The sequence below is a fragment of the Halothece sp. PCC 7418 genome (genome assembly GCF_000317635.1).
In the GTDB taxonomy this organism is placed as follows: Bacteria; Cyanobacteriota; Cyanobacteriia; order Cyanobacteriales; family Rubidibacteraceae; genus Halothece.
The window spans coordinates 1,648,560-1,672,486 of record NC_019779.1 but is presented as its reverse complement, the minus strand read 5'-3'; the positions used below and the strand labels follow the sequence as shown (position 1 = coordinate 1,672,486).

The 23,927-nt window shown below is 45.0% G+C and carries 26 protein-coding genes; 9 read left to right on the top strand and 17 right to left on the bottom strand.

Going from position 1 to position 23,927, the window contains the following annotated elements:
- Window positions 1-4: 4 nt before the first annotated feature.
- The 4 genes from PCC7418_RS07580 to PCC7418_RS07565 form a co-directional block, all read right to left on the bottom strand.
- On the bottom strand, window positions 5-1,261 hold the full coding sequence (locus tag PCC7418_RS07580; protein WP_041596193.1) for a competence/damage-inducible protein A: 1,257 nt from the start codon (window positions 1,259-1,261) through the stop codon (window positions 5-7).
- Window positions 1,261-2,316 (bottom strand): glycosyltransferase family 4 protein, encoded by a 1,056-nt coding sequence (locus PCC7418_RS07575; protein ID WP_015225591.1) that lies wholly within the window; start codon window positions 2,314-2,316, stop codon window positions 1,261-1,263. The genes PCC7418_RS07580 and PCC7418_RS07575 overlap by 1 nt, the downstream gene beginning before the upstream one ends.
- A gap of 75 nt (window positions 2,317-2,391) precedes the next feature.
- Window positions 2,392-3,675 (bottom strand): serine hydroxymethyltransferase, encoded by a 1,284-nt coding sequence (glyA, locus tag PCC7418_RS07570; protein WP_015225590.1) that lies wholly within the window; start codon window positions 3,673-3,675, stop codon window positions 2,392-2,394.
- A gap of 135 nt (window positions 3,676-3,810) precedes the next feature.
- Complete coding sequence (locus PCC7418_RS07565) at window positions 3,811-4,452, bottom strand: phosphoribosylanthranilate isomerase (protein WP_015225589.1); 642 nt, start codon at window positions 4,450-4,452, stop codon at window positions 3,811-3,813.
- Window positions 4,453-4,576: 124 nt separating this feature from the next.
- Here PCC7418_RS07565 and psaK point away from each other — a divergent pair, with 124 nt between their 5' ends.
- Entirely contained in the window at window positions 4,577-4,852 is a 276-nt protein-coding gene (gene psaK / locus PCC7418_RS07560; RefSeq protein ID WP_015225588.1) for a photosystem I reaction center subunit PsaK, read from the top strand.
- A 47-nt stretch (window positions 4,853-4,899) separates the two neighbouring features.
- Here psaK and PCC7418_RS07555 read toward each other — a convergent pair whose 3' ends face one another.
- From PCC7418_RS07555 to PCC7418_RS07545, 3 genes are all read right to left on the bottom strand, one after another.
- On the bottom strand, window positions 4,900-5,850 hold the full coding sequence (locus PCC7418_RS07555; protein ID WP_015225587.1) for a succinylglutamate desuccinylase/aspartoacylase family protein: 951 nt from the start codon (window positions 5,848-5,850) through the stop codon (window positions 4,900-4,902).
- Window positions 5,851-5,924: 74 nt separating this feature from the next.
- Window positions 5,925-6,830, bottom strand: coding sequence for a 30S ribosomal protein S6--L-glutamate ligase (gene rimK / locus PCC7418_RS07550; protein ID WP_015225586.1), 906 nt, complete (start codon window positions 6,828-6,830; stop codon window positions 5,925-5,927).
- Complete coding sequence (locus PCC7418_RS07545) at window positions 6,827-7,279, bottom strand: RimK/LysX family protein (RefSeq protein ID WP_015225585.1); 453 nt, start codon at window positions 7,277-7,279, stop codon at window positions 6,827-6,829. The genes rimK and PCC7418_RS07545 overlap by 4 nt, the downstream gene beginning before the upstream one ends.
- Window positions 7,280-7,730: 451 nt before the next feature.
- Here PCC7418_RS07545 and PCC7418_RS07540 point away from each other — a divergent pair, with 451 nt between their 5' ends.
- A complete protein-coding gene (locus PCC7418_RS07540; protein WP_015225584.1) occupies window positions 7,731-9,299 on the top strand; it encodes a sodium:proton antiporter in 1,569 nt (522 codons plus the stop codon).
- An 88-nt stretch (window positions 9,300-9,387) separates the two neighbouring features.
- On the opposite strand, the gene ureC is transcribed toward PCC7418_RS07540, so the two are convergent.
- From ureC to ureG, 5 genes are all read right to left on the bottom strand, one after another.
- On the bottom strand, window positions 9,388-11,106 hold the full coding sequence (ureC, locus tag PCC7418_RS07535; protein ID WP_015225583.1) for an urease subunit alpha: 1,719 nt from the start codon (window positions 11,104-11,106) through the stop codon (window positions 9,388-9,390).
- A gap of 157 nt (window positions 11,107-11,263) precedes the next feature.
- Entirely contained in the window at window positions 11,264-11,569 is a 306-nt protein-coding gene (locus PCC7418_RS07530; protein WP_015225582.1) for an urease subunit beta, read from the bottom strand.
- 14 nt (window positions 11,570-11,583) lie between these two features.
- Window positions 11,584-11,886, bottom strand: a complete 303-nt coding sequence (gene ureA / locus PCC7418_RS07525) for an urease subunit gamma (protein WP_015225581.1) — start codon at window positions 11,884-11,886, stop codon at window positions 11,584-11,586.
- A gap of 27 nt (window positions 11,887-11,913) precedes the next feature.
- A complete protein-coding gene (locus tag PCC7418_RS07520) occupies window positions 11,914-12,765 on the bottom strand; it encodes an urease accessory protein UreD (protein ID WP_015225580.1) in 852 nt (283 codons plus the stop codon).
- Window positions 12,766-12,797: 32 nt separating this feature from the next.
- Window positions 12,798-13,394, bottom strand: coding sequence for an urease accessory protein UreG (ureG, locus tag PCC7418_RS07515; protein WP_015225579.1), 597 nt, complete (start codon window positions 13,392-13,394; stop codon window positions 12,798-12,800).
- A gap of 174 nt (window positions 13,395-13,568) precedes the next feature.
- Between ureG and PCC7418_RS07510 the strand changes: the two genes are divergently transcribed.
- Both PCC7418_RS07510 and PCC7418_RS07505 read left to right on the top strand, forming a co-directional pair.
- A complete protein-coding gene (locus PCC7418_RS07510; protein WP_015225578.1) occupies window positions 13,569-13,994 on the top strand; it encodes a hypothetical protein in 426 nt (141 codons plus the stop codon).
- Window positions 13,995-14,462, top strand: a complete 468-nt coding sequence (locus tag PCC7418_RS07505; RefSeq protein WP_015225577.1) for a GNAT family N-acetyltransferase — start codon at window positions 13,995-13,997, stop codon at window positions 14,460-14,462. It abuts the gene before it with no gap.
- Here the strand turns inward: PCC7418_RS07505 and PCC7418_RS07500 are convergent.
- The 3 genes from PCC7418_RS07500 to ureE all read right to left on the bottom strand — a co-directional run bounded on the left by PCC7418_RS07500 (window position 14,459) and on the right by ureE (window position 16,004).
- Window positions 14,459-15,127, bottom strand: coding sequence for an urease accessory protein UreF (locus tag PCC7418_RS07500; protein WP_015225576.1), 669 nt, complete (start codon window positions 15,125-15,127; stop codon window positions 14,459-14,461). The two genes, PCC7418_RS07505 and PCC7418_RS07500, sit on opposite strands and share 4 nt — an antisense overlap.
- Window positions 15,128-15,221: 94 nt before the next feature.
- Window positions 15,222-15,539: a hypothetical protein gene (locus tag PCC7418_RS07495; RefSeq protein WP_015225575.1), complete on the bottom strand. Its 318-nt coding sequence runs from the start codon at window positions 15,537-15,539 to the stop codon at window positions 15,222-15,224.
- 33 nt (window positions 15,540-15,572) lie between these two features.
- Entirely contained in the window at window positions 15,573-16,004 is a 432-nt protein-coding gene (gene ureE, locus PCC7418_RS07490) for an urease accessory protein UreE (RefSeq protein WP_015225574.1), read from the bottom strand.
- A 92-nt stretch (window positions 16,005-16,096) separates the two neighbouring features.
- Here ureE and PCC7418_RS07485 point away from each other — a divergent pair, with 92 nt between their 5' ends.
- The 5 genes from PCC7418_RS07485 to PCC7418_RS07465 all read left to right on the top strand — a co-directional run bounded on the left by PCC7418_RS07485 (window position 16,097) and on the right by PCC7418_RS07465 (window position 20,385).
- A complete protein-coding gene (locus PCC7418_RS07485; RefSeq protein ID WP_015225573.1) occupies window positions 16,097-16,699 on the top strand; it encodes a DUF3177 family protein in 603 nt (200 codons plus the stop codon).
- Window positions 16,696-16,992 carry a hypothetical protein gene (locus PCC7418_RS07480; RefSeq protein WP_015225572.1) on the top strand — a complete coding sequence of 99 codons (297 nt, stop codon included), beginning with the start codon at window positions 16,696-16,698 and terminating at the stop codon, window positions 16,990-16,992. The genes PCC7418_RS07485 and PCC7418_RS07480 overlap by 4 nt, the downstream gene beginning before the upstream one ends.
- A 74-nt stretch (window positions 16,993-17,066) precedes the next feature.
- A complete protein-coding gene (gene glmM, locus PCC7418_RS07475) occupies window positions 17,067-18,470 on the top strand; it encodes a phosphoglucosamine mutase (protein ID WP_015225571.1) in 1,404 nt (467 codons plus the stop codon).
- A gap of 87 nt (window positions 18,471-18,557) precedes the next feature.
- Window positions 18,558-19,124, top strand: a complete 567-nt coding sequence (locus PCC7418_RS07470; protein ID WP_015225570.1) for a methyltransferase domain-containing protein — start codon at window positions 18,558-18,560, stop codon at window positions 19,122-19,124.
- Window positions 19,125-19,128: 4 nt separating this feature from the next.
- Entirely contained in the window at window positions 19,129-20,385 is a 1,257-nt protein-coding gene (locus PCC7418_RS07465) for a glycosyltransferase family 4 protein (protein ID WP_015225569.1), read from the top strand.
- On the opposite strand, the gene murJ is transcribed toward PCC7418_RS07465, so the two are convergent.
- Both murJ and PCC7418_RS19330 read right to left on the bottom strand, forming a co-directional pair.
- A complete protein-coding gene (gene murJ / locus PCC7418_RS07460; protein WP_015225568.1) occupies window positions 20,374-21,987 on the bottom strand; it encodes a murein biosynthesis integral membrane protein MurJ in 1,614 nt (537 codons plus the stop codon). The genes PCC7418_RS07465 and murJ overlap by 12 nt on opposite strands.
- A gap of 60 nt (window positions 21,988-22,047) precedes the next feature.
- Complete coding sequence (locus PCC7418_RS19330) at window positions 22,048-23,529, bottom strand: DUF6130 family protein (RefSeq protein ID WP_015225567.1); 1,482 nt, start codon at window positions 23,527-23,529, stop codon at window positions 22,048-22,050.
- Between the last annotated feature and the right edge of the window lie 398 nt (window positions 23,530-23,927).

Sequence of the window (23,927 nt, the reverse complement as noted above, 5' to 3'; positions counted from 1 at the left end):
TTGCTCATTCTTGGGCTAACAACAATTTGCGTCGTAATTGGTCGAGAGCATGGCACGCGCTGATATGACGAATGGTCTCTCGTAAGCGTTGTTCTCCTAGCCGTAATTCTAGCTGATCCGTGCTTTGATTGGGATCAGCAATACCAACATAAACTAAGCCCACAGGTTTCTCGGCGGTTCCGCCCGTGGGGCCAGCAATTCCTGTAATGCTCAAACCCCAATCACTATGGAATTGTTTTTTAACGCCTAATGCCATTTGTTGAGCAACCGTCCCACTGACTGCGCCTTCTTGGTTGAGAGATTCTGCTTTGACGCCTAATTGCCCCTGTTTCACCTCATTACTGTAAGCGACGGTTCCGCCGAGGAAATAACCCGAACTGCCAGAAACAGAAGTCAGCATTGCCCCTAACCCCCCCCCAGTGCAAGATTCAGCAACAGCAACGGTTTGTTTGGCTTCTAAGAGGAGTTTCCCGACGACACTGGCTAAGGTGTCGTCATCCGCACCAAAGTAGTCTTGTCCAGCAATGGCTTGAATTTGTTCTTCTAAAGGCTGAATCAGCGCGATCGCGCTTTCTTGAGATTCGGCACGGGCTGAAACTCGCAAGCGCACTTCCCCTTTGGAGGCATAGGGCGCGACAGTGGGGTTATCCATTTCTAACAAAGCACTGACTTTTTCCGCCAGATTCGATTCCCCAATCCCCCAAAACCGTAAGGTACGACTGAGAATGACATTTGCGCCCCAGCCTTGGGCTTTCAGGTAGGGAACGGCGGTTTCTTCCCACATCCGTTGCATTTCCGCAGGAACACCAGGAAAGGTCATCATCGTTAAACTTTCACGGGGTTGCCAAATCATCCCCGAAGCACTGCCCATAGGATTCGGGAGAATTGTTGCGCCTACGGGCATCAGCGCTTGTTTGCGATTACTAGGAGACATTTTTCGTCCCCGTTTGGCAAACTTTTCTTGAATATCGGTGATTAATTCGGGTCTTTCTTCGAGAGGGGTTTCAAAAAAGCTGGCAATGGTTTCCGTGGTCAGATCATCAGGCGTGGGTCCTAATCCTCCTGTAAAAATTAAAATCTCAGCGCGATCGCTGGCGATTTTCAAAACCTGTTTAATTCGTTCTGGGTTATCGCCAACAACCGTCTGGAAGTAGTGAGGGATGCCTAAATCCGCTAATTGTCGCCCTAAATATTGAGTATTGCTGTTTAAGATATCTCCTAAGAGGAGTTCCGTTCCCACACAAATAATTTCCGCGCTCATCATTCCTCTTTTTGTACCTTACGGCTTCGTTGCAATTGCCAAATCATTATTAACAGTAATATGGTAGCGGGAAGAAAATAAAGCCACGGTTGTTCAATTCCGCCAAACATTAAGCCAATTGTTCCCGTCCAGAGGGTCACACTGTAAATCAATAGTGCGGTCATGGTTTGAGACAGCCCTTTCGCTAGGAGGCGATGATGAACATGAATATTATCAGCGACAAAGGGAGACATTCCTTTCCGCAGGCGAGCATTAATCACAATAATCATATCGCCAATGGGAACGGCTAAAAAGACAAAAGGAGCGAGGGTATTGCCCCAACCCGATTCATTAGCAATTCCCACTAGACTTGCCCCAGCAAGCATGAAGCCAAGAAAATTCGAGCCCCCATCGCCCATAAAAATGGTTGCGGGATGGAAGTTATACCACAGAAACGCGATCGCGCTTCCCGCCATAATTGCCATCAGCAGAGCCATGCCGTTGTTGCCATTTTCTAAGGTAACAAACAGAATCCCTAGGGCAATAATTCCCGTTACCCCTGATGCTAAGCCGTCCATGCCATCAATCCAATTTAAAGCATTCGCCACTCCAGCAAGCCACAGAAAGGTAATGAGAAAACTTAAGCTATTGACCACCAGAGCATTGTCCCAAGGAATAAAACTTAAATCAATCCTCAACCCTTGCCACCACAAACCGCCAATGGCGAGAAATTGGAGTCCTAATCGTTTGAAAGGAGACAGATCAAAGATATCATCAGCCAATCCCATTAAAAAAAAGACGCAACCCCCAAGAGTAACGCCGATCACATTTTTGATTTCCTGTGGAGATAAGAGATCCCACCCTTTTGTCAAGTAAAGGGCAACCACAGTCAAGACAGTTGCTGAAAAAATACTGATCCCCCCAATGCGAACAATGGGGGCGTTATGGATCTTGCGGGAATCGGGTTTATCCACTTGTCCTGTCGCGATACCAACCCTTTTTACAATTGGGGTCAGCATAATAACAAGGATTGTCCCGAGTAAAAAGGAAAGAAGGTAATATGACTCAGCAGACATGGTTGTTTTGATTTGCCATGAACACATCTATCATGACATTACCTTATGACAGGAAACAAGTGCTGACCCTGAAGATTATGCCATTGCGGGAACAGGGGCATTTAAGTGCGGATAGAGAGGGAACCGCTCACACAATGCAGCAACTCGCTGTACGCAGGCTTGTTTGACTTGCTCATCTTCTGGGTTTTGTAAGCGATCAGCAATAATATTGGCAATCTCAGCAAAGTCTTCTGTGCCCAGACCCCGTGTGGTCATAGCAGGAGAACCTAAACGTAAGCCACTGGTGACAAACGGAGATTCAGGATCAAAGGGAACGGTATTTTTATTAGCAGTAATATTGACATCACTGACTAATTGATCCGCTTGTTTTCCAGTGAGGTTAACCGAGCGCAGATCGACCAACATCAGGTGATTATCCGTGCCACCAGAAACAATTTTGAAGCCTCGGTTTTGCAGTTGTTGCGCCATGGCTTGGGCATTGGCAATCACTTGTCCAGAATAAGCCTTAAATTCGGGTTTGAGGGCTTCCCCAAAGGCAACCGCTTTACCTGCGATCACGTGCTCTAAAGGACCGCCTTGGGTACCAGGGAAGACAGATTTATTGAATTTTTTCCCGAGTTCAGGATCGCGCGTGAGAATTAAACCGCCACGGGGACCGCGTAGGGTTTTGTGGGTGGTGGTGGTGACTACATCGCAGTGAGGAACGGGGTTTGGATGATGACCACTGGCGACTAAGCCGGCAATATGAGCAATATCCGCTAACAGATAAGCCCCGACTTCATCCGCGATCGCGCGGAATTTTTCAAAATTAATAATCCGAGGGTAAGCAGAGTAGCCACAGATAATTAACTTTGGACGCTCTTGGCGTGCAACTTCTAAAATGTGGTCATAGTCGAGTTGTTCGGTTTCTTGGCTTACGCCGTAGTGAACTGCTTCAAACCACTTTCCAGAAACGTTCGCAGGAGATCCGTGGGTGAGGTGTCCACCGTGAGACAAGTCCATCCCCATGATTTTATCCCCTGGTTTGAGCAGGGTTAAGAAAACGGCAAAGTTCGCTTGCGCCCCCGAATGAGGCTGAACATTGGCACTAGCAGCCCCAAATAATTCTTTAGCGCGGTCAATCGCGACTTGCTCGATTTCATCAATAAATTCACAACCGCCGTAATAGCGTTTTTTCGGCAGTCCTTCTGCATATTTATTGGTGAGAACAGACCCTTGAGTTGCCATAACTGCAGGAGAAGTAAAGTTTTCGCTGGCAATCAGTTCTAGGTGTTCTCTTTGGCGTTGCAGTTCTTTCTGCATCATTCCCGAAATGGTCGGGTCGGTTTGGAGAAGAAAATCTAAGTTTGTTTGCGTCACTTGTCTTTGAGTCCTATTTTGTAGTTCTCTACTTTAGCTACTTTAACGTGAGTCCCACTTTTCATTGATATATTACAGCGAATGTAGCAAAAACGACAAATTACCCCAGAGGGATGAGGCAGAGATAGGAATTCACTAATGACTAATGACTAATGACTGCAAGGTCTGGAATAACTCCGCGACTAAATCCAGATTTTTATCTCCAGGTGAGTTTTCTACGCCACTGGAGAGGTCAATGCCGTCAGGTTGTGCTATGTTAAGGGCTTGTTGAATATTGTTAGGGGTGAGTCCGCCAGCGAGAAACCAAGGGCGTTGAGGATGAAAATCTTGGAGATAATCCCAATTAAAGGATTTTCCCGTTCCCCCTAGCTGTTGAGGGGCGTAAGCATCAAGGAGAAAGGTATCAACCCAATCTGCATAATATTCGGTTTCTGTAAGGGAGTCTGGGGTTTTAACCGCAATGGCTTTAATTAGTTCTGTATTGGGAAGTTGCGAACGCAGTTGTTGACAAAATGCAGGGGACTCTTTCCCATGCAGTTGGACGGCGGTTAAGTGGCTTTGTTTGACAGTTGAGCAAATGTCTGATAAGTCTGCATTGGCAAAAACGCCAATTAAGCCCATAGTTGAGGGGAGATGAGAGGTAATGTCAGCAAGGTTGTGTGGGGGGAGATAGCGGGGAGATTTCTGGACACAAATAAATCCTAAATCTGTTGATCCGAGTTGCGCGATCGCGCTGGCTTGTTCTAAGTTGGTAATCCCGCAAATTTTTACTCGCATTTGTTCAGAAATATAAATTAGTGTAAATATATCGTTACGTCAGAAAGAAAAATTACAGTGACATTAAAAAATCTTTTTATAATGCCTTTAGTCTTTAGCTTGCTTTAAGGAGAAAATTTTATAAATGATGTTAAGTTTAATCGTTGCTGTTCAATCTAGCACACCGACCACTATTGCTTGGGGTCCCTCTGTGGCTATGGTGATGATTCTCTGTAATATTTTTAGTATTGCCATTGGTCGGTTTGCGATTAAAAATTATGGGGGCGGTCCTGAATTACCTTTCCCAAAACCTGCGATTTTAGAAGGCTTTGGCGTTCCTGAATTATTAGCAACCCTGAGTTTTGGTCATGTCCTGGGTGCAGGAGTGATTCTCGGCTTAGCTAATGCGGGCGCACTTTAAACAGTGGCGGTAGGGCGAACGGTGGTTCGCCCGTGTACAGATTGTGATTATTGTTGAGGGCTAGCTGCAAGGTGAATGATGCCATCTCCTTGATTGACTAAGGGGTTTTGCGTGTGTCCAATGACGAGTCCATTGAGGGGAGAGCGGATTTTAAGCTCTTGTTTGCCAAAAGGATTCGCGATCGCGCCAAGAATTTGTTTTTTCACCACTGATTCTCCTAGACGCACTTGTAGCCGTAAAATTCCTCCGCGAGAAGCCCGCACCCACTTGGTCTTTTCCACTTCCACAGAACTAAAGGGGGTAATCACTGGAAATGTTGTCATCCCTAAAATCCTCATCACCCCTAAAATGCCTTGCGTTCCCACACGAATCGCTTCTGAGTCAAATCGTAAGGCTTCTCCTCCTTCATAGAGTAAGATGGGAATCCCCTTTTTTGCTGCTGCTTGTCGCAAAGACCCATCGCGAGTTGTGGCGTGAATCATCACGGGTGCGCCAAAGGCTTTGGCACAACGATAAGTTTCTTCATCTTTGAGATTGGCTCGAATCTGAGGAAAATTAGTACGATGATCGGAAGCAGTATGCAAATCAATGCCGTGAGTACATCTGCTGACAATTTCCTGCATAAATAGATTCGCCAGACGAGAGGCGAGAGATCCTTCAGGGGAACCAGGAAAACAACGATTGAGATCGCGACGATCAGGTAAATATCGCGATTGTTCTAAGAAGCCAAAAACATTGACAATGGGAACAGCAATTAATGTTCCTCGTAGGGTTTGAGGATTCAATTGTTCTAAAACTCGGCGAATAATTTCCACCCCATTGATTTCATCTCCATGAATCGCTGCACTGATCCAGAGACAAGGACCCGATTCGATTCCATTTAAAATCGTTACGGGGAGGGATAAGAGGGTATGGGTAATTAATCGCGCGACAGGAATTTCCAGTTCACGCCGTTTCCCAGGGGGAATGGTTTCGCCCACAATTTTAATATCGGTCATTCTTGGTTAGTCATTGGTCATTAGTCATTAGTCATTAGTCATTGGTCATTAGGAAGTTGCTAACTGGTAACTGTCTAATACGGGATACGATCGCTGAGTTTGTTGGGAATGGCATTTTTCTGGATATATTCGATGATTTTTCCCGCAACATCCATTCCAGTGGCTTTTTCAATCCCTTCTAAACCTGGAGAAGAATTGACCTCCATAACCACCGGACCATGATTGGATCGTAAGAGATCCACCCCAGCGACTCGTAATCCCATGGCTTTTACGGAACGCACGGCGGTGCTTCTTTCTTCTGGGGTGAGTTTAACTTTTTCCGCTTTTCCCCCACGATGCAGATTAGACCGAAACTCTCCTTCTGCGCCTTGACGCTTCATCGCTGCAATCACTTTTCCACCGATAACAAAACAACGCACGTCAGCCCCTTTTGCTTCTTTAATGTATTCTTGCACGAGAATATTTGCCTCTAGTCCGCGAAACGCCTCAATAACTGATTTTGCTGCTTGATGGGTTTCTGCTAAGACAACGCCAATGCCTTGTGTGCCTTCTAATAATTTAATCACCAAGGGAGCACCGCCAACGGTTTCAATGAGTCCATCAATGTCTTGGGTGGCGTGGGCGAAACCTGTGACGGGAAGTCCGATCCCTTCACGGGCGAGAATTTGTAAACAGCGTAGTTTGTCGCGCGATCGCGAGATGGCTTGCGATTCATTGGCACTAAAGACTCCCATCAGTTCAAATTGTCTCACTACTGCTGTGCCATAGAAGGTTCGAGAAGCACCAATTCTCGGAATCACTGCGTCGTATTCTTCTAATGGTTTTCCTTGATACACCACACTCGGTTTGTGGGAGGTAATATTCATATAGCAGCGAAGATAGTTAATGACTTGCACATCATGTTCTCGTTCGGTTGCTGCTTCTTGTAATCTGCGTGTGGAATAGAGAGACGCATCTTGTGACAGAATGGCTAGTTTCATTTGCGTTTTATGGCTTGGCTTTGCAGATAAGATTGTCCTGGATCTACTAAAAAGTGGTTTCGCACGGCTTGACGACCTAAAAGCATCCGAAACCCCATGACATCGCGGTTGGTTAAGGTGAGTTCAATTGACCATTGCTTCTCGCCTAATTCTACTATGGTCTCAACAACTGGACGCAATTGAGCAATCCCCCCAGAATTACGAACCTCTCGCATTTCAATCAGTTTGGCTTCTGCTTCAATGCTGTATTGCGTATTTTTTTGATAGGGATGAACCCAAAACCGAATCATGGCTTCCCCTTGATCATGATAATGCGCGATCGCGTAAGCATGGAGTGCCGATGATCGCGCCCCCGTATCAATTTTGGCTTTAACTTCTGGGATGTTAAGTTTGGGAAGAGCAATCACCTCACGCCAACCAATTAATGGTAGTTTTCTAGATGAACTCATTGGCAATTCTTATCCTCTGGCTAGAGATTAAGTAATCATACTCCGATTATTATTAGGCAAGTTGGCAAAAAGTTGCTTTCAAAATTAGTAAAATTTGTTTTAATATTGTTTTAATAGTAGTGAGAGCTTGATAAAACTGATCATGCTCTTGCACTTTCTCTCTTTTGTTAGGTGACACAGCGAGTCTCCTACTTTATAGTGCTGAACTGAGGAGACGATTGATTGATGCAGTTGGAAAGCCAAGGGGTTTGCACCTGGCATTTCTAACTGAAACCTCACCATAAAAGATTCACCTCCGCTTAGAAAAGAAATTAAGGAATTCATGATTTCAACTTCATTTAAGTTGAGGTTTAATTTTCCTTAATCTGAAGAAGTTGCCAATAATGAATTGTCAATTCTTACCTTTTTTAGTTGCATTCCCGTTCTTACTCCTTAACTCCACCCTAATCTTATGGCACTCGAAAATGTAGTGGGCGAAGCTCCCTTACAGGAACATTTGAAACAGTTTTTACTGGTTCTTTCTGTTTCGTTAGCGGTAGCAACTTTGTCTCGTTCTTTTCCACGCTTCCGCGATATTCCTTACACACTTCTTCTCGTCATTGTCGGGTTAATTTTAGCCTTACTTGACGTGCGTTTAATTAATGTTCCGCCAGAAGTGACTCTGTTTATTTTCCTCCCTCCCTTATTGCTGAAAACGGCTCTAGATTTAAATTGGTCTTTAGTCAAACATGATATTAACATCGTTTTTCTCTGTGCAGCAATTGGGGTTTTCCTCACCATTACTGGGGTGACAATTACTCTGACCACTTTCACTAATATTTCTCCTTTAATTGCTCTTCTCACAGGAGCAAGTTTATCCGCAACAGCACCCGCTCCAATTACAGCTTTATTTGGACGTTTAGGAGTGAATCAGCGTTTAGTTGCCCTGACAGATGGGGAAAATTTATTTAACGTCGCGATCGCGATTGGGGCATTTGTTTTATTAATGGATTTGCCCACCGATTTAGATTTAACCCAAGTTAATCTCATTGCTTTGCTGGGAAATGTTGCGACTTTAGCTGGCATTGGTTTACTCATGGGCGGAATGATTGGACTCATTTTTTCCTATCTAATTCACCGTTCTGATTTAAGATTTTTAGGACGTTCCTTACTACTGATTGCTTCTTATGGGACATATTTGTTTACAGAAGAACTCGGTGGATCAGGTGTGGTTGCAGTGATTGTCACTGGCTTAATCCTTGGTACTTACGGTGTTTCCGAGATGAATCCTCATAAAAAACAAGTGCTTTCTGAGTTTTTAGCCTTTGTTGCTTTCCTCGTCAATTCCATTGTTTTCTTACTCATTGGTGACAAGATCAACTTTAGTAATCTTGGGGCAAATATTTATCCCATTGGCATTGCGATTATTACTGTAGTCGCCATGCGCGCGATCGCGATTTATGGCACGAGCTACTTCGGTAATAAATTCCAGTACAGTAATATCAGTTTAGATGAGCAAACCGTTTTATGGTGGTCGGGTTTACGGGGGTCAATTTCCATCGCGTTAGCCTTAAGTGTTCCCATTGTTTTAGTGCAAAGCCAAACCTTAGAAGCGGTTGTTTTTGGGGTGGTTTTATTCACCCTGCTGGTGCAAGGTTTAAGTAGTAAATGGTTACTCAAACAACTTGGCTTTTTATACGAAGAACATTTGCAAGAAAAGTATTTACAACTGATTGCGCGGACGGTTGCTCTAAAACAAATTTTGACCCATCTCAAGGAAGAAGAAATAACCCAACGGTGGGAAGTTGATCCTCGATTTCATAAATATCGAGATTGCGTACAGGAAGAATTAGAACGATTAGAACAACAAATTGAAGATTACGCTAACAAGAATCCTTCTCTGAAAAAAGTCGCTAACGAACAACTGAAACGAGAACTGATTGCGATGGAAACAGGGATTTATTCTGCGTTTGTGCAGAGCGGATTTTTAAGTGATCCACCGCCTTTATTATTACCAGAAGTCTTACAAGACCAAAATTAGCCAAGATGCTTAAAAGCAGCGCGATCGGCACTTGGGCTGGCTTCACCTGATTCTCTGCAGGAATGATAGAAGTTCACTCCAGCAGAGGCTAAAACAAGAAATACCTTTGCGCCATCGGTAAAGTGGTAGCGGGTTCACAGGTTAAAAGTTCTCCATCTGCTCGCACTTCATAGGTTTCGGAATCTACTTCAATGTGAGGGAGTGCATTATTACATTTCATCTCCGCTTTGCCAATAGTACGGGTATTTCGGACAGGGACTAAAGTTTTTTCTAAACCCAGTTGTTGTCCAATGTTGGCTTCCATTCCCGCTTGAGAAACAAAGGTGAGAGAGGTTGTCGCAAGTGCTTTCCCATAACTGGCGAACATGGGTCGCATCTCGATGGGCTGTGGGGTGGGGATACTGGCGTTTGCGTCTCCCATTTGGGCATACGCGATCGCGCCCCCTTTCATAATGATCTCAGGTTTGACTCCAAAACAACTGGGCTTCCAGAGACACAAGTCGGCGAGTTTCCCTTCTTCAATCGAACCCACTTCATGGGCGATTCCGTGCATAATGGCGGAGTTAATCGTATATTTGGCAACGTATCGCTTGGCGCGGAAGTTGTCATGGGTTTCGCTGCTATTGTCTGGTGAGGGAAGTAAACCCCGTTGTAGTTTCATTTTGTGGGCGGTTTGCCAAGTGCGAATAATGGTTTCCCCGACACGCCCCATGGCTTGGGAATCGGACGCGATCGCGCTGAATGCGCCTAAATCATGTAAGATATCTTCGGCTGCAATGGTTTCTCTGCGAATCCGTGATTCAGCAAACGCCACATCTTCGGGAATATTGGGATCGAGGTGATGACACACCATCAACATATCCAAATGTTCTTCTAGGGTGTTGGTGGTGTAAGGGCGGGTGGGATTGGTAGAAGAGGGTAAAACATTACTTTGACCGCAAACTTTGATAATATCTGGCGCATGACCGCCACCCGCGCCTTCGGTGTGATAGGTGTGGATAGCGCGATTTTTGAAGGCGTTAATGGTATCTTCCACAAACCCCGCTTCGTTGAGGGTGTCGGTATGGATGGCAACTTGCACATCGTAGCGATCCGCCACCGAGAGACAGGTATCAATCGAGGATGGTGTGGTTCCCCAGTCTTCATGGAGTTTTAAGCCCATTGCGCCTGCAATGATCTGTTCTTCAATCCCTTGCGGTTGGGCGCTATTTCCTTTCCCGAAAAAGCCTAAATTCACGGGGAAGGCTTCTGCTGCTTGTAACATCCAGCCCAGATTCCATGATCCAGGGGTGCAAGTGGTTGCATTCGTTCCCGTTGCGGGTCCAGTTCCACCGCCAAACATCGTCGTTATTCCAGACGCGATCGCGGTTTCAATCAGTTGCGGACAAATAAAGTGAATATGACTGTCAATTCCGCCAGCCGTGAGGATCAGTCCTTCTCCCGCCACTGCTTCGGTACTGGGACCGATAATAATATCGACATTATCTTGAATGTAGGGATTTCCTGCTTTCCCAATTTTGAAAATGCGACCATCTTTAATCCCCACATCTGCTTTCACAATCCCCCACCAATCGAGAATGAGGGCGTTAGTAATCACTACATCTACTGCACCATCAGCACGAGAAATTGGCGATTGTCCCATGCCATCGCGGATGACTTTTCCGCCCCCAAACTTCACTTCTTCGCCATAGGTGGTAAGATCTTGTTCCACTTCAATGAATAATTCCGTATCCGCCAAACGCACGCGATCGCCCACTGTCGGACCAAAAGTTTCAGCGTAAGCACGGCGATCCATTCGGTAACTCATATTTTTCTCCTTATTTATAGCGTTTCCTAGTTGGTTGAGGTACGTAATGCGAGTTGGTGGATGTTCATGGTTCATTGATTAACAACCAACAAATAACGAAGAACAAAGAACCAAAATTTAGAATGTACCTCATGAGATTGGGAAGTGCTATAAGCAATTAAAGTTTGCCGTTAATACGATTATTAAAACCATAAACTTCTCTGCGTCCCGCTAAAGCCACTAATTGCACTTCTTTTTCATCCCCTGGTTCAAAACGAACCGCAGTCCCTGCTGGAATATCTAACCGCATTCCTTTGGCTTGTTCACGGTCAAAATTAAGCGCAGAATTCACTTCATAAAAATGGAAATGTGATCCGACTTGAATCGGTCGATCCCCGCTATTCCCTACTTTTATTTTAACACTGGGGCGACCCGCATTGAGTTCAATTTCTCCTGATTGAATTTGCATTTCTCCTGGTATCATGATTCCCTGCTCTTTTAAATAATTGGATTGTGAACCGTTACTAATTTTGTGCCATCAGGAAAGGTTGCTTCAACTTGTACTTCATCCACCATTTCGGGAATTCCTTCCATGACATCATCACGGGTAAGCAATGTTTTGCCATAACTCATTAAATCTGCAACAGAACGCCCTTCTCGCGCTCCTTCTAACAGTCCTGCGGAAATGTAAGCCACCGCTTCGGGATAGTTGAGTTTGAGTCCTTTTTCCTTTCGTCTTTCTGCAAGAAGTGCAGCCGTGAAAATGGATAATTTATCTTTTTCTTGAGGTGAAAGTTGCATAGAAAAATTAATGAAAAAACTGCATCGTTAAACCTGCCAAACCCGAGGCGTAACAGGTGGTTCTTTTCCGTCGAATTGACGCATTAATCGCCAAATATTTGTAAACCAGTTTATCACCTCAGCGCGAGAATTTCCCCGATATCGACACAATAATCCAGACATTAAAGCGGTTGTTCCTGCTTCTCCAAGGTTACCGCTTTCATCCCATAAATTTCGGACGGCTGCGATGATTTCTGGAGGGACAGGTTTTCCGAACCAGACAAGTGTTCCCACTAAGGGATAGCCTCCTAAACCGTGAGGACTGTCTAAAATATTTTTGTCTCCTGATAGCCACGGACAATCGACCCAGAGTAATTGTCCATTTTGCCAGATTTCGGTGCGCGATCGCGCTTCTCCTTGCAAAAACTGTTCTCCTCTGGCGGAACGACCAAAGCGGACAATTTCCCAGCCTAACCAAGTGGCGGTAGAAGCAAGATTAACGTTTAACTGTTGCTGATATTGTGCGCCCTTAAAAACAATTGTTTCTCGGGGGAGATATTCTAAGCAAGCGTTTTCCCCGACCTCAATATCGACGGTTTGAGAGGCGGTTAAACCATTACTCCGATAAATTTTACTTGCTGCTGCGGTGGTAATGACAGCATGAGTTTTAGGTTGTAACTGAATCGACTGAGAAAGTTGATCCCCACCCACCATTCCCCCCGCCGTGTGAAGAATTGTGGTATAACAAGTTTGTTCCCCTTGCGGATAAAACGGACGCTGGAGTTTATAAGGGGCTTGGGCGTAAGTTTCTCGGGGCTGTGTCTTGTTGTCTCGCTGTTGATAGACAAGTTTTAGCTGACCATGCCATCTGGAAGCTGTTTTGACAGGAGTTGCTAGCATTAATTTCTGATCTGAAGTGTACTGTAAATGTTTTAAATCAGGTGAGAACGAAGAAAATCTTGTACTGTTTTTAATCCTTGCTGTATTTTTAAGTTAGTAAAAACAAACGGTTTATCTCCGCGCATCTTTTTCGCATCTCGTTCCATCACCGAGAGATCCGCACCAACATAAGGGGCTAAATCAATTTTATTAATCACTAACAGATCCGATTTCGTAATCCCCGGTCCACCTTTGCGAGGAATTTTATCACCCGCAGCCACATCAATCACATAGATTGTTAGATCGACTAATTCTGGGCTAAAGGTTGCAGCCAGATTATCCCCGCCACTTTCCACAAACAGTAACTCAAGGGGGTTAAACTGTTGTTCTAATTGTTCAATAGCTGATAAATTAAGGCTGGCATCTTCTCGGATGGCAGTATGGGGACAGCCACCGGTTTCCACTCCCAAAACGCGATCGCGCGGTAAAGCCTCTGATCTCACTAAAAACTGAGCATCTTCTTGAGTATAAATATCATTGGTCACAACTGCCACCTGATACGTATCGCGCAGGGTTTTACATAACGCATCTAACAAAGCCGTTTTCCCTGATCCCACGGGTCCTGCAATTCCTACTCGTAAGGTATTCATCTGGAGATTTTTCAAAACGTCAGTTTTACATTACCCTTGTTTATGTTAATGCAACGAGAAGACCCCCGTTCTACCAGAGGTTAACGGGGGATGAATCGTTGGCTGTTTTGGCGAAACCTGACAACAATGGCTAAACTAATCATCAAGCCTAATCGAGAATAGAAAATTTAAACTATGGGGAAATCAACGCAAGCACATCTCGAACGTACCATCAACAAAGACCAACCTCTCGAAGCAAGACAACAAGAATTAAAGAAAATGAATTACTATATGGGGGCGAAACTCCTAGAGGTGGGAGTTGATCCGCAATCCCCAGAGATTCTCTATCGTTGGTCAATTAAAACGCAAGGAAATCAGCAATTTTGCACTCTCAGCGCATTTTGGGGAGATTCCAAAGCAAAACTTTTATCTGGGGAACATCCCCTCACAGGTGAAGAATTAATTGATTGCGCTAAAGCGAATGTCTCCAAAGGAGTGGCTACTGCTGCCCAACTTTGTGGCTTTGCTTCTGATTTGGATCGCTTTCGCACGGCTTTAAAAGACACAATGGCGGAAATGGGAATCGAAGACGAATCCCTGCAAAAGTTATTGAGTTCATAAATGACAGTTGATCACACTTGCTTACCCACAGGATGCGTCATGCGTCGCGCCACTCAGCAAGATCAATGGCGTATCCGCAAATTAGTTTTTAGTGCAAAACTTGATCCCACTCAGTTACGCTGGGAACAATTCTGGGTGATTGACTATCAGGGAGAAGTGATTGCTTGTGGACAGTTACGCAATTTTGGAGATGCCCAAGAATTAGGAAGTTTGGTGGTGGCGAAACCTTGGCGCGATCGCGCTTTAGGAACTGCTTTAACTCAGCATCTGATTGCACAAGCTAACCAGCCTCTTTATCTAGAATGTTTGGGAAAAAGACTGGCTGAATTTTATGCTCGTTTTGGCTTTGTATCAGTGAATTGGCAAAACTTACCACGATCGCTGCAATTTAAATTTGGTCTGTCTCAACTGGCAAAAACACTCTTGAGACTTCCCGTTACAATCATGGTTTATCGTCCTCAGCATTAACTGCGAAACAAACGACTATACTGGGTTTCATGCTGCATACTAGCTAATCCTAAGCCCCAGCTACAGGTGTAAAGTTCATCATCAGCCAGATTCAACACCGTTGTTGCTGTGGTTTCAATATTAGCGTGAAGTTGCAATAATAACTGTTGTCCTGTGGTTTGACCGAGAGGAATTAATTTCACACCAGCATTAATCAAATTGGTTGCCCAACTGTGAAGATAACCCAAAACAGTGGAATATTCGTCAATTTCCCAGTTGGCTGCACCGATTCCAAACGCGATCGCGCTGTTACAAGGTTTTCCAACTGCTGTCAAGCTCTCTTTTAACTTAGGATTGCTATCTAACGCCAGTAGTAAGCGGGTGAGGGTATTTCCCATTTGCCAACTTTGTTCTCGCAGTTCCGCAGTTTCTTTAACCGCACTTCCCCACTGATTCCAGTATTGTAAGCCTTCTAAATCTTTTTTTTGCCAACAGCGATATCCCCGCAACATCAACGCTGTTTCTAAGCGAATCGCCCCGTGAGAGAGTTCATCTTGCAGCCATTGTTTGAATCCTTCCTCTCCCTGAATCATTTGCGTTTCAATGGCAGTTTCTAGCCCTTCTGAGTAACTATAAGCCCCCAAAGGTAAGGCAGAACTAGACAGTTGTAAAAGTTTAAGAATCACTCTTCTCCGTTATTTATTCTTCGTTATTTGTTCTTGGTTCTCCCCCTCGCCCTAACTCCCCCTCACCTCATCCCCACAACTAATTGGTCACTGGTCACTGATCGCTGGTCATTGCTGTAGAGCAAAGTTCTTGAGCAATTTCTTCCCATTCTGCGGTTAAGCTAATTTGAGTGGGTTGTCTTCCTGCGCGTCTGTACCAGTAACGAGCATTACTGAGATCCCCTTCTTCTCGATGCAGATAGGCGTGAACCCATGCACTATCTTGATCAGTTGCATCTTGGACAATTTCATGGGCTTGATCCCAGTTCCCTTGTCGATCAATCCATAACCCCTGTAAGGCGGGGGGTAAAGAACTTGGACAAGGTTTTCCTTGCGCGATCGCGCTGGTGAAGTCTTCAAACCTCATAGTCATTAACTATCCTGTGCTTCAATCCCATTTTACCGATTAGTGAGCATGATGATAAGCCCCTAATTCTGGGAAGAAAGGAGTCATTTCTGCAATCACAGTTAATCCCATTTGTTGTAGCATCTTTTCCAACACTGGATCAGGAGATAAGCGCAAGTAATCAATAGTAATTTCTAAAGGGACATGACGATTCCCCAAATGATATGCTGCTTTGAGTAAGTCTTCAGTTTGTGTTGCTTTCACCGTAAGGACAGATTCGGGTTTTGCCACAATACGGATGATTTTCTCGCCATTTTCTGATGTTAAACAGTCATTTTCTTGTAAAACTGTTCCTCGGGGTAAACGTAAATAACAGAGTTCTCCACTGTCTAATTTAAGATGTTGACGGGGGCGCGATCGCGCTTCGGCATCCAGAGAAAGGGTCTTCTCTGCTTCTAGGGTCTTGTCACAACGCTGAGTCAAAATTAGCATTCTCCTTGTTCCTGTTTGGAAAGAAGTGAAATGATTGCCATGAGCCATCAGTTGCTAAGATAACGGATGTTGTTTGTAAGTTGGTCTCAGTTATGGAAGCGGAAGTGTGGTATCGCCCTTTGGTCTGGATGGACTATCGGTTGGCGGTTTTATTTACAGTGGTCATGCCTCTGATTTTATTACTCTGGGCATTTATCCAAAAAGCACAGACGATGCAGCGCTTACTAATCATTTATTGGCGGGTAGCAAGTCTGTTAATGATTACGGTTTATCTGATGATTCCAGGATGGGCGTTTGGGTATCTCTCAGGGGTTTTCGCACGGATCTTAATTCCGATTTCCCTTTGGTTTTGGGCAGATATTAATGAAGACCTCGTTGATCAACCGCAACGCCCTTTAAAGTTGGTGTTTACCGCTTGGCGTTGGGCGGTGACGGTTTATTCCAGTTTAGGCGCGATCGCGAACCTTCCCTTTTTTGCCTGCGCTTTTTCCGACGAATTTCAACAACAGCCCTATTGTCAAGTGTGGCGGGAAGCCCCGCAACTGTATAAAGCGTGGTTTCATCCCAATTCTACCGCCAGTTTTCTCGGCATTTTGGGCATGATCGGGTTAACTGCTTATGTTGCCTCTTTAGCTTACTTTGTGATTGTTCGTTTGGCGAAAGAAGGACGTACCGCCATGCAGGAGGACTCATGACTACCCCAGAGAAACGTTTAGAACAATATACTCTCAAACATCCTCAAGAAGTGCTGCTGCTAGAGGTGGAAACCGAAGGAGAAACGGATCAGATTTTAATTTTCAAAGGCTTTTCTAGTTCTCTAACGGGGGCGACTGCTTATGATCCTGATGTTCCCCTGTTAGCGGAAGAGGCAACCATCCTCAGCATCGATCGCGCTCAAAGTCCCTACTCTCCCGAGAATCCCCAATATCTTGAACAAGGGATTAGTTGGGAAACCATGGAACAACGGTTAAACGCTCTTGGTCTTTAGAGATCTTCTGAGAACGCCAAGATCGTGCTATCCTCCAAAGTAAATCATTTGGTTTTGTGTGAGGAGTGAGTGTCATGGTCGTTGCAACGGCTAACAATGCGTTTTTGAATTTACCAGAACTTCCTAAGAGTAAACTCTTTGGCACGGATGGCATTCGCGGGCAAGCGGGACATTTGTTAACTGCACCCTTGGCGTTGGCTGTGGGGTTTTGGGCGGGACAAATCTATAAAGAACAATCGGGAGTGGGCGCGATCGCGATTGGGCAAGATTCTCGTAACTCCAGTGATATGTTGGCGATGTCTCTCACGGCAGGATTAACGGCTGCGGGATTAGAAGTGTGGAATCTGGGTTTGTGTCCGACTCCCTGTGTCGCTTATCTGACAGCGAATACCGAGGCGATCGGTGGGATCATGATTTCGGCAAGCCATAACCCCCCTGAAGATAATGGGATTAAGTTGTTTACAGCCAAGGGGACAAAAATCGGAAAAGCCGAAGCCAGCGCGATCGAAGCGGGGGTTAGAGGGAATCGCGACATATTTTTATCGGATGTGAACTGGGGACAACATTATCCCCGTCAGGGGTTAGTGCAACAATATACCACCGCCCTAGAGGAGTCTTTACCGCGCGATCGTCCTTTAGCTGGCTTAAAGATTGTTCTCGATTTAGCATGGGGCGCATCAGTCAAGGTTGCACCCACCTTATTCCAAAGTTTAGGGGCAGAGGTGATCGCGATTCATGAGTCTCCGAATGGGGATCGGATTAATGTGGATTGCGGTTCAACCAATCTTCACAGTTTACAGAAAACAGTTTGCGAAACCCAAGCTGATCTGGGCTTTGCTTTTGATGGCGATGCTGATCGCGTGTTAGCCGTGGATAGTCAAGGAAGAATTGTCGATGGGGATTATATTCTCTATTTTTGGGGCAAACTCCTGAAAAATAAAGCAAAACTCCCCAATAATCTCCTCATTGCAACGGTTATGGCAAACTTAGGATTTGAACGGGCTTGGGAAGACATCGGCGGTCGCTTAATTCGCACCGCAGTCGGCGATCAGCACGTACAAGCCCAAATGTGGGAAACTGGGGCAATGTTAGGCGGTGAACAGTCGGGTCATGTCATTTGTCATCATTATAGTTGCAGTGGCGACGGCGTACAAACTGCCTTACATTTAGCTTGTTTAACCCGTCAGTTAGGACTCTCTTTATGGGAAATGCGAGATGAAAGTTTTGAGACTTATCCTCAGTTGTTGAAAAATGTCCGCGTTGCAGATGCGGAAAAACGGTGTGCTTGGGCTGAGTGTGATCCCTTACAAAGCGCGATCGCGCAAGCCGAACAAGCCATGGGAGACCAAGGGCGGGTCTTAGTCCGCGCCTCAGGAACTGAACCCGTCATTCGCGTCATGGTGGAAGCATCACAATTAGAAACCGCACATCATTGGAGTAATTATTTGGTTGATCAGGTGCAGGAACACTTGGCTTAACCGAACTGAACAACGGTCGCGTGCCGAGCCCCTTCCGTGACAGAAGGTGTAATCTGCGACTTGAAATGAGTAAGGAGACAAACGAGAGTGAAAACTGTTTTGCACGTTGGCTGTGGTCCCTATAATCCGAAAAAATTGCACGCTACCTTTCGAGGAGAAGAATGGCAAGAAATCCGCTTAGATATTAATGAAACGGTACAACCCGATATTGTTGCCTCTCTCACGGATCTGAGCGCAGTGGAAGATGATTCTGTGGATGCTGTCTGGTCATCACATAATGTGGAACACCTCTACCCGCATGAAGTCGCGATCGCGCTCAGAGAATTTCGACGAGTCCTGAAAGCGGATGGATTTGCCTTGATTACGCTCCCCGATTTACAACAAGTTGCTGAGCTTGTCGCACAAGATAAGTTAGAAGATCCAGCTTATCAGTCTCCAGCAGGAGCGATCGCGCCTCTGGATATGATTTACGGTCATCGAGCATCGATCGCCCGAGGCAATTATTTTATGGCTCACAAAACTGGATTTACCGCCAAAACTCTTGGTAATGCTCTCCTGAAAGCGGGTTTTGCTCAAGTGAGGCTGAAACGGGGGAACAATTTTGATTTGTGGGCGATCGCCCATAAAACCACCCCACCTTCGGAGGAAACTTAAAGCCGTGAAGATTTTATTTGTTCATCAAAACTTTCCGGGTCAATATAAACATCTTGCCCCAGCAATGGCAAAAAAAGGACATACCGTCGTTGCCCTAGGAGAAAAGAAAAACCTAAAACAACAGTCCATTGATGCCCTCTCCCAAGCGGGAATCAAGTTAATCACTTATGAAACCCCTCAAGGAGCGTCTCCCTCCACTCACCACTATATCCGAGGGTTAGAAGCTGCAGTGCGTCGCGGTCAAGCCGTCGTTCGCACCGCACTATCCTTAAAAAAACAAGGGTTGATGCCAGATGTCGTTTGTGCTCATCCGGGTTGGGGAGAAGCCCTTTACTTAAAAGATGTCTTTCCCGAAGCCAGACATCTCTACTTTTTAGAATTTTTCTATCGTTCCCGAGGCAGTGATGTCGGTTTTGATCCAGAATTTCCGAATCAATTGGATGACTTATTTCGCGTGCGTACCAAAAATACGACCCTCTTACTGAGTTTGGATGCAATGGATTGGGGCGTTTCGCCAACGGCTTGGCAACGAGACCAACATCCGGCAGCTTTTCATCATCAAATTTCTCTCATTCATGATGGGATTAATACCAAAGCCGTCCGACCGAATCCAGAAGCAAGTGTCACCCTGAAAGATCAAGATCTGACCCTAAGCGCTCAAGATGAAGTCATTACTTATGTGGCGCGGAATTTAGAGCCCTATCGAGGGTTTCATACCTTTGCGCGATCGCTGCCAGAAATTCACCGTCGTCATCCTAATGCTCATGTCCTCATTTTAGGCGGGGATGAGGTTAGTTATGGGCGACGACCTCCCGAAGGACAAACCTATCGGCAAAAATATCTTGCTGAAATTAAAGATCAAATTGATTTGAATCGAGTTCACTTCCTAGGCAAACTCCCTTATCAATCTTACTTATCCGTTTTGCAAGTTTCCTCCGCTCATGTTTACCTTACTTATCCTTTTGTCCTCTCATGGTCAATGTTAGAAGCAATGGCAGCAGGCTGTCTGGTGATTGGATCAGCAACCCCTCCCGTCAAAGAAGTCTTACGCCATGAAGAAAATGGTCTCTTAGTGGACTTTTTCAACACCGAAGATCTTGCCAACGCCGTTACCCGTGTCTTGGAAAATCCCAATCGGATGCAGCCCTTACGAGAGAAGGCGCGACAAACTGTCGTCGAAACCTTTGATCTCGAAACCATCTGTCTTCCTAAACATATAGAATTGATCGAAAAACTAGCAGCAGGAAAACTAGATTTTTAGTTTGTTTCGGATACGGGTGACGAGAATTGCAAGTTCAGGTAAGCGTAACCAACTGGCAACCGTAAAAAAGATGACAAAGGCAATCAGAGACGGAAACAAAATCTGCCCCGTTTCTAATAAGAGGTTGCTATAGCCAAGCCATTGTTCCCAAAGCTGATTACTGCCCCAACTGCCCAATCCTGCAAGAAATGTACCACCGATTAAAATCGAAAGGATTTTTCCCCACTCCCACAATGGTAATCCATTTAATTTTCGATTCAACAGCCATAACATTACAGCCATTGATGTGATATTAACCCCAATCGTAGAAAGAATTAAGCCTGGTGTTTGAAACGCATTCATCAGAATATAATCTAAGATGGCATTGAGAAAAATGTTAACAATACTAATCCGAAAAGGTGTTTGCCCATCTCCCAACGCATAAAACACTCGCACTAAAACATCCCGTCCTAAGTAAAAAAACATTCCTAAGCCATAAGCCATTAAAACTGGCGCAACCACTTCTAACGCTGCGTGGTCGAAGGCATACCTTTGATAAATAAACCGCACCACTGGAAACGCTAACGGCACTAAAATCGCTGTGAGAGGAAGCATCGTTAATGCCGACAGTAACAAGCCTTGGCGAATTCTTTCTTTTAATTCTTCCCAATTTTCAGGGGCTGCTAAGCGTGAAAAAACGGGCAACATCGGCACTAAAATCATATTCGAGATAATGCCCAAGGGAGTTAAAGCAATAAGGTTAGCGTACTTCATTGCTGCTGCTGCATTATTAATATAAGATGCAAAAAATAAGTCTGTATAAACATTAATATGCAGCATTCCTGAAGATAGGGTTGCTGGGGCCATCACTCTGAGAACTTCTTTCACCCCCGGATGAGAAAACTGAAACCGAAGGCGAAACTTGCCTAAGCCCGATCGCGCTTGTGCATACAATTGAACCAACCACTGTAAAATTGCCCCCAGTAACGTCCCTTCCGCTAAAACCATGCCCCCTAAGCGAGCATATTCCGGATTAAGCAAATCATTGCCTAAAAATAGGGCTAACCCCCCTAAGCCAGCAATCACCGCTAAGCTCGAAAATAAAGGACTAATCCCTGGTAACCAATACTGATCCGAGGCATTAAGCGTTCCAAACCCAATCCCAATCAGTCCCGCTAAAACTGCCATCGGAGCCATAATTTGTAGCTGACGAATCGCGATCAAGCGGACTTCTTCCCCATTTGGGGTTGCTGACAAGCCCGGTGCGACTAAATCAATTAAAACTGGGGCAAAGATAACCAGAAAAATGGCAACTAACAGCAAAATCCCACTGACTAAGGTGGTTACTGTTTCCACTAACGGTGCAGCTTCCGACTTGTCTCGCTTCGACAACACACTGACTAACGCACTATGAAACGGTCCATTAATTCCGCCTAACAGAATGAGCAGAAAGCCTGGAATAATATAAGCATAAGCATAGGCATTGACCACCGGACCCACGCCAAAAGCAGCAGCAATGACTTGTTCTCGAACTAAGCCAAAAACCTTACTAATGAGCGTCGCGATCGCGACAATACCAGCAATACTAGCTAAGGAACGATGAGAAGTATGTTTTTCCGACACGATGGATAATTAACAATTAATAATGAACAAGGTAGGGTGGGCATTGCCCACCTGAAACCATTACTGTGCAATTGCTTCTTTCTTCTCTTCAACAACCGCTTCTTGTTCTTCAGGAGAAGTTTCCGCCTCTTCTGTTTTCTCAGTTGCAGTGCTGTCTTCACTTTCCTCGGCTTGAGGTTCATCAGTCATAGTTGGAGTTTCTTCAACAGCAGTCTCTTGAGAAGACATTTCTGAATCTTCAGTGACGGCTTCTTCCTCTGGAGTTTCTGGCTGTTCAGGAACTATTTCTTCCTCAGGAGTTTCTTCTGCAGTTCCCTCCTCAGGAGTGATTTCTTCTTCCTCAGGAGTTTCTTCTGCAGTTCCCTCCTCAGGAGTGATTTCTTCTTCCTCAGGAGTTTCTTCTGCAGTTCCCTCCTCAGGAGTGATTTCTTCTTCCTCAGGAGTTTCTTCTGCAGTTCCTTCCTCAGGAGTGATTTCTTCTTCCTCAGGAGTTTCTTCTGCAGTTCCTTCCTCAGGAGTTTCTAGCTGTTCAGGAACTATTTCTTCCTCAGGAGTTTCTTCTGCAGTTCCTTCCTCAGGAGTGATTTCTTCTTCTGCTTCGGGTTGAGGAACTTCATATTCAGCATCAACAATCACCCGCGCTTCTTCTGCGGTTAATTCTCCCCGAACCAGTTTCGAGAGTGTATCCTCTCCTTGGGGTTGATAACTAAACAATCTTGCTGCTGTGTTAAAGTCATTGTTAATGAGATTGCCATCCCCATCAAGAAGTTCTAGCTTAATCCAGTTTTGTCCCACTTCAAAGCCTTCTAAGTAAACGGGTAGCCAACTATCCATAATGAAACTTTCACCATTGATAGTCGCCCGCACTCGCCAATTTCTCTGAGACGCAGGGTTAATGGCAGAACTATCTTCGTCATCCAGTCGGATCGGCGCGTTAGTGAGATAATAATCCAGTAAAATTGGCTCTGCACCGTAAGTTCCTTTCGGGCGACTGTAAGTTAACAGAGGCTGTTCGGAATCAGGTGCATTTTCCGCCGTTTCTGTAAATAAATGAAAGGTAACTTGGGCATAAGCTCCCTCATTTTTGAAACTTTCATGCCAAGGACGAGACGCAAACATCCGAATCGTGTGGGTGCCAGGAGTCAAATCTTCAAAAACAATCGGCTCTTCTGCGGTGTAAACAGCACGATAGGGTTGATTATCCAAAATGACATGAAGATGGGGGCCCATTCCCAATTCTTCATTCTTGAATAGAGGATAATCTTTGACATCGACTTCGATGCTAACGCGAGTATCTTCAATCACTTCCCCATTTTGAGGACGAAGAATGGAAACTTGGGGTTGGTAATTATCAATAGTTTGTCTTAATTCTTCAAAAACTGCTGGGGGAGCAACTTCGGTTAAGGCTGCTTTGGGAGCAGGTGCTTCTTCCACTTCTTCTGCTTGCGGAGTCTCCTCCCCACCACAACTGACCAGTCCAATACTTAATAAGCCAATCAGAAGACCAGAGCAAAGCAGTTTTGCCAATTGTGTGATTTTCATTTGATGAAACACGATGTAATCTTTCCTCACTCAATACATCTTTTCTGTGCTTAACTGTATCAGACTTGGTTGCCCATCATAGTGAGGCGGAGACAAGGTGAAAATTGCTATAGTTATATGAAATCCCAAAAATCCTGCTACCGTAGATCTGCCCTTCACCCAGGGTCGTTTCATTCTATTTTTTGTCTGTTCGGTGATGTTGTACCACTTTTAACAAAGAAGGACGTACCTTGTCGGGTGGGTAATCCATAAATGCGGGCGCAGAAGGAAGTAATAAGACTAATGAAGTCTTGCATTATATCTTCTGTTTCTTTTCCTACCTAAGACAGGGAGGATGTCAGGGTATATTGCAAAGAGTACAATTGACTTGACAGTTAGCTCACGATTAGGAATTTTAT

What these genes read in the sequence shown, in the direction of transcription:
- ureG (WP_015225579.1), bottom strand. Translation starts at nt 13,394, where the DNA reads ATGAATACCTTACGAGTAGGAATTGCAGGACCCGTGGGATCAGGGAAA.
- PCC7418_RS07505 (WP_015225577.1), top strand. Translation starts at nt 13,995, where the DNA reads ATGACAGTTGATCACACTTGCTTACCCACAGGATGCGTCATGCGTCGC.
- PCC7418_RS07510 (WP_015225578.1), top strand. Translation starts at nt 13,569, where the DNA reads ATGGGGAAATCAACGCAAGCACATCTCGAACGTACCATCAACAAAGAC.
- PCC7418_RS07520 (WP_015225580.1), bottom strand. Translation starts at nt 12,765, where the DNA reads ATGCTAGCAACTCCTGTCAAAACAGCTTCCAGATGGCATGGTCAGCTA.
- glmM (WP_015225571.1), top strand. Translation starts at nt 17,067, where the DNA reads ATGGTCGTTGCAACGGCTAACAATGCGTTTTTGAATTTACCAGAACTT.
- PCC7418_RS07480 (WP_015225572.1), top strand. Translation starts at nt 16,696, where the DNA reads ATGACTACCCCAGAGAAACGTTTAGAACAATATACTCTCAAACATCCT.
- PCC7418_RS07555 (WP_015225587.1), bottom strand. Translation starts at nt 5,850, where the DNA reads ATGACCGATATTAAAATTGTGGGCGAAACCATTCCCCCTGGGAAACGG.
- PCC7418_RS07495 (WP_015225575.1), bottom strand. Translation starts at nt 15,539, where the DNA reads ATGACTATGAGGTTTGAAGACTTCACCAGCGCGATCGCGCAAGGAAAA.
- PCC7418_RS07530 (WP_015225582.1), bottom strand. Translation starts at nt 11,569, where the DNA reads ATGATACCAGGAGAAATGCAAATTCAATCAGGAGAAATTGAACTCAAT.
- PCC7418_RS07545 (WP_015225585.1), bottom strand. Translation starts at nt 7,279, where the DNA reads ATGAGTTCATCTAGAAAACTACCATTAATTGGTTGGCGTGAGGTGATT.
- ureE (WP_015225574.1), bottom strand. Translation starts at nt 16,004, where the DNA reads ATGCTAATTTTGACTCAGCGTTGTGACAAGACCCTAGAAGCAGAGAAG.
- psaK (WP_015225588.1), top strand. Translation starts at nt 4,577, where the DNA reads ATGATGTTAAGTTTAATCGTTGCTGTTCAATCTAGCACACCGACCACT.
- ureC (WP_015225583.1), bottom strand. Translation starts at nt 11,106, where the DNA reads ATGAGTTACCGAATGGATCGCCGTGCTTACGCTGAAACTTTTGGTCCG.
- PCC7418_RS07575 (WP_015225591.1), bottom strand. Translation starts at nt 2,316, where the DNA reads ATGTCTGCTGAGTCATATTACCTTCTTTCCTTTTTACTCGGGACAATC.
- PCC7418_RS07580 (WP_041596193.1), bottom strand. Translation starts at nt 1,261, where the DNA reads ATGAGCGCGGAAATTATTTGTGTGGGAACGGAACTCCTCTTAGGAGAT.
- rimK (WP_015225586.1), bottom strand. Translation starts at nt 6,830, where the DNA reads ATGAAACTAGCCATTCTGTCACAAGATGCGTCTCTCTATTCCACACGC.
- PCC7418_RS07485 (WP_015225573.1), top strand. Translation starts at nt 16,097, where the DNA reads ATGGAAGCGGAAGTGTGGTATCGCCCTTTGGTCTGGATGGACTATCGG.
- ureA (WP_015225581.1), bottom strand. Translation starts at nt 11,886, where the DNA reads ATGCAACTTTCACCTCAAGAAAAAGATAAATTATCCATTTTCACGGCT.
- PCC7418_RS19330 (WP_015225567.1), bottom strand. Translation starts at nt 23,529, where the DNA reads ATGAAAATCACACAATTGGCAAAACTGCTTTGCTCTGGTCTTCTGATT.
- PCC7418_RS07540 (WP_015225584.1), top strand. Translation starts at nt 7,731, where the DNA reads ATGGCACTCGAAAATGTAGTGGGCGAAGCTCCCTTACAGGAACATTTG.
- PCC7418_RS07565 (WP_015225589.1), bottom strand. Translation starts at nt 4,452, where the DNA reads ATGCGAGTAAAAATTTGCGGGATTACCAACTTAGAACAAGCCAGCGCG.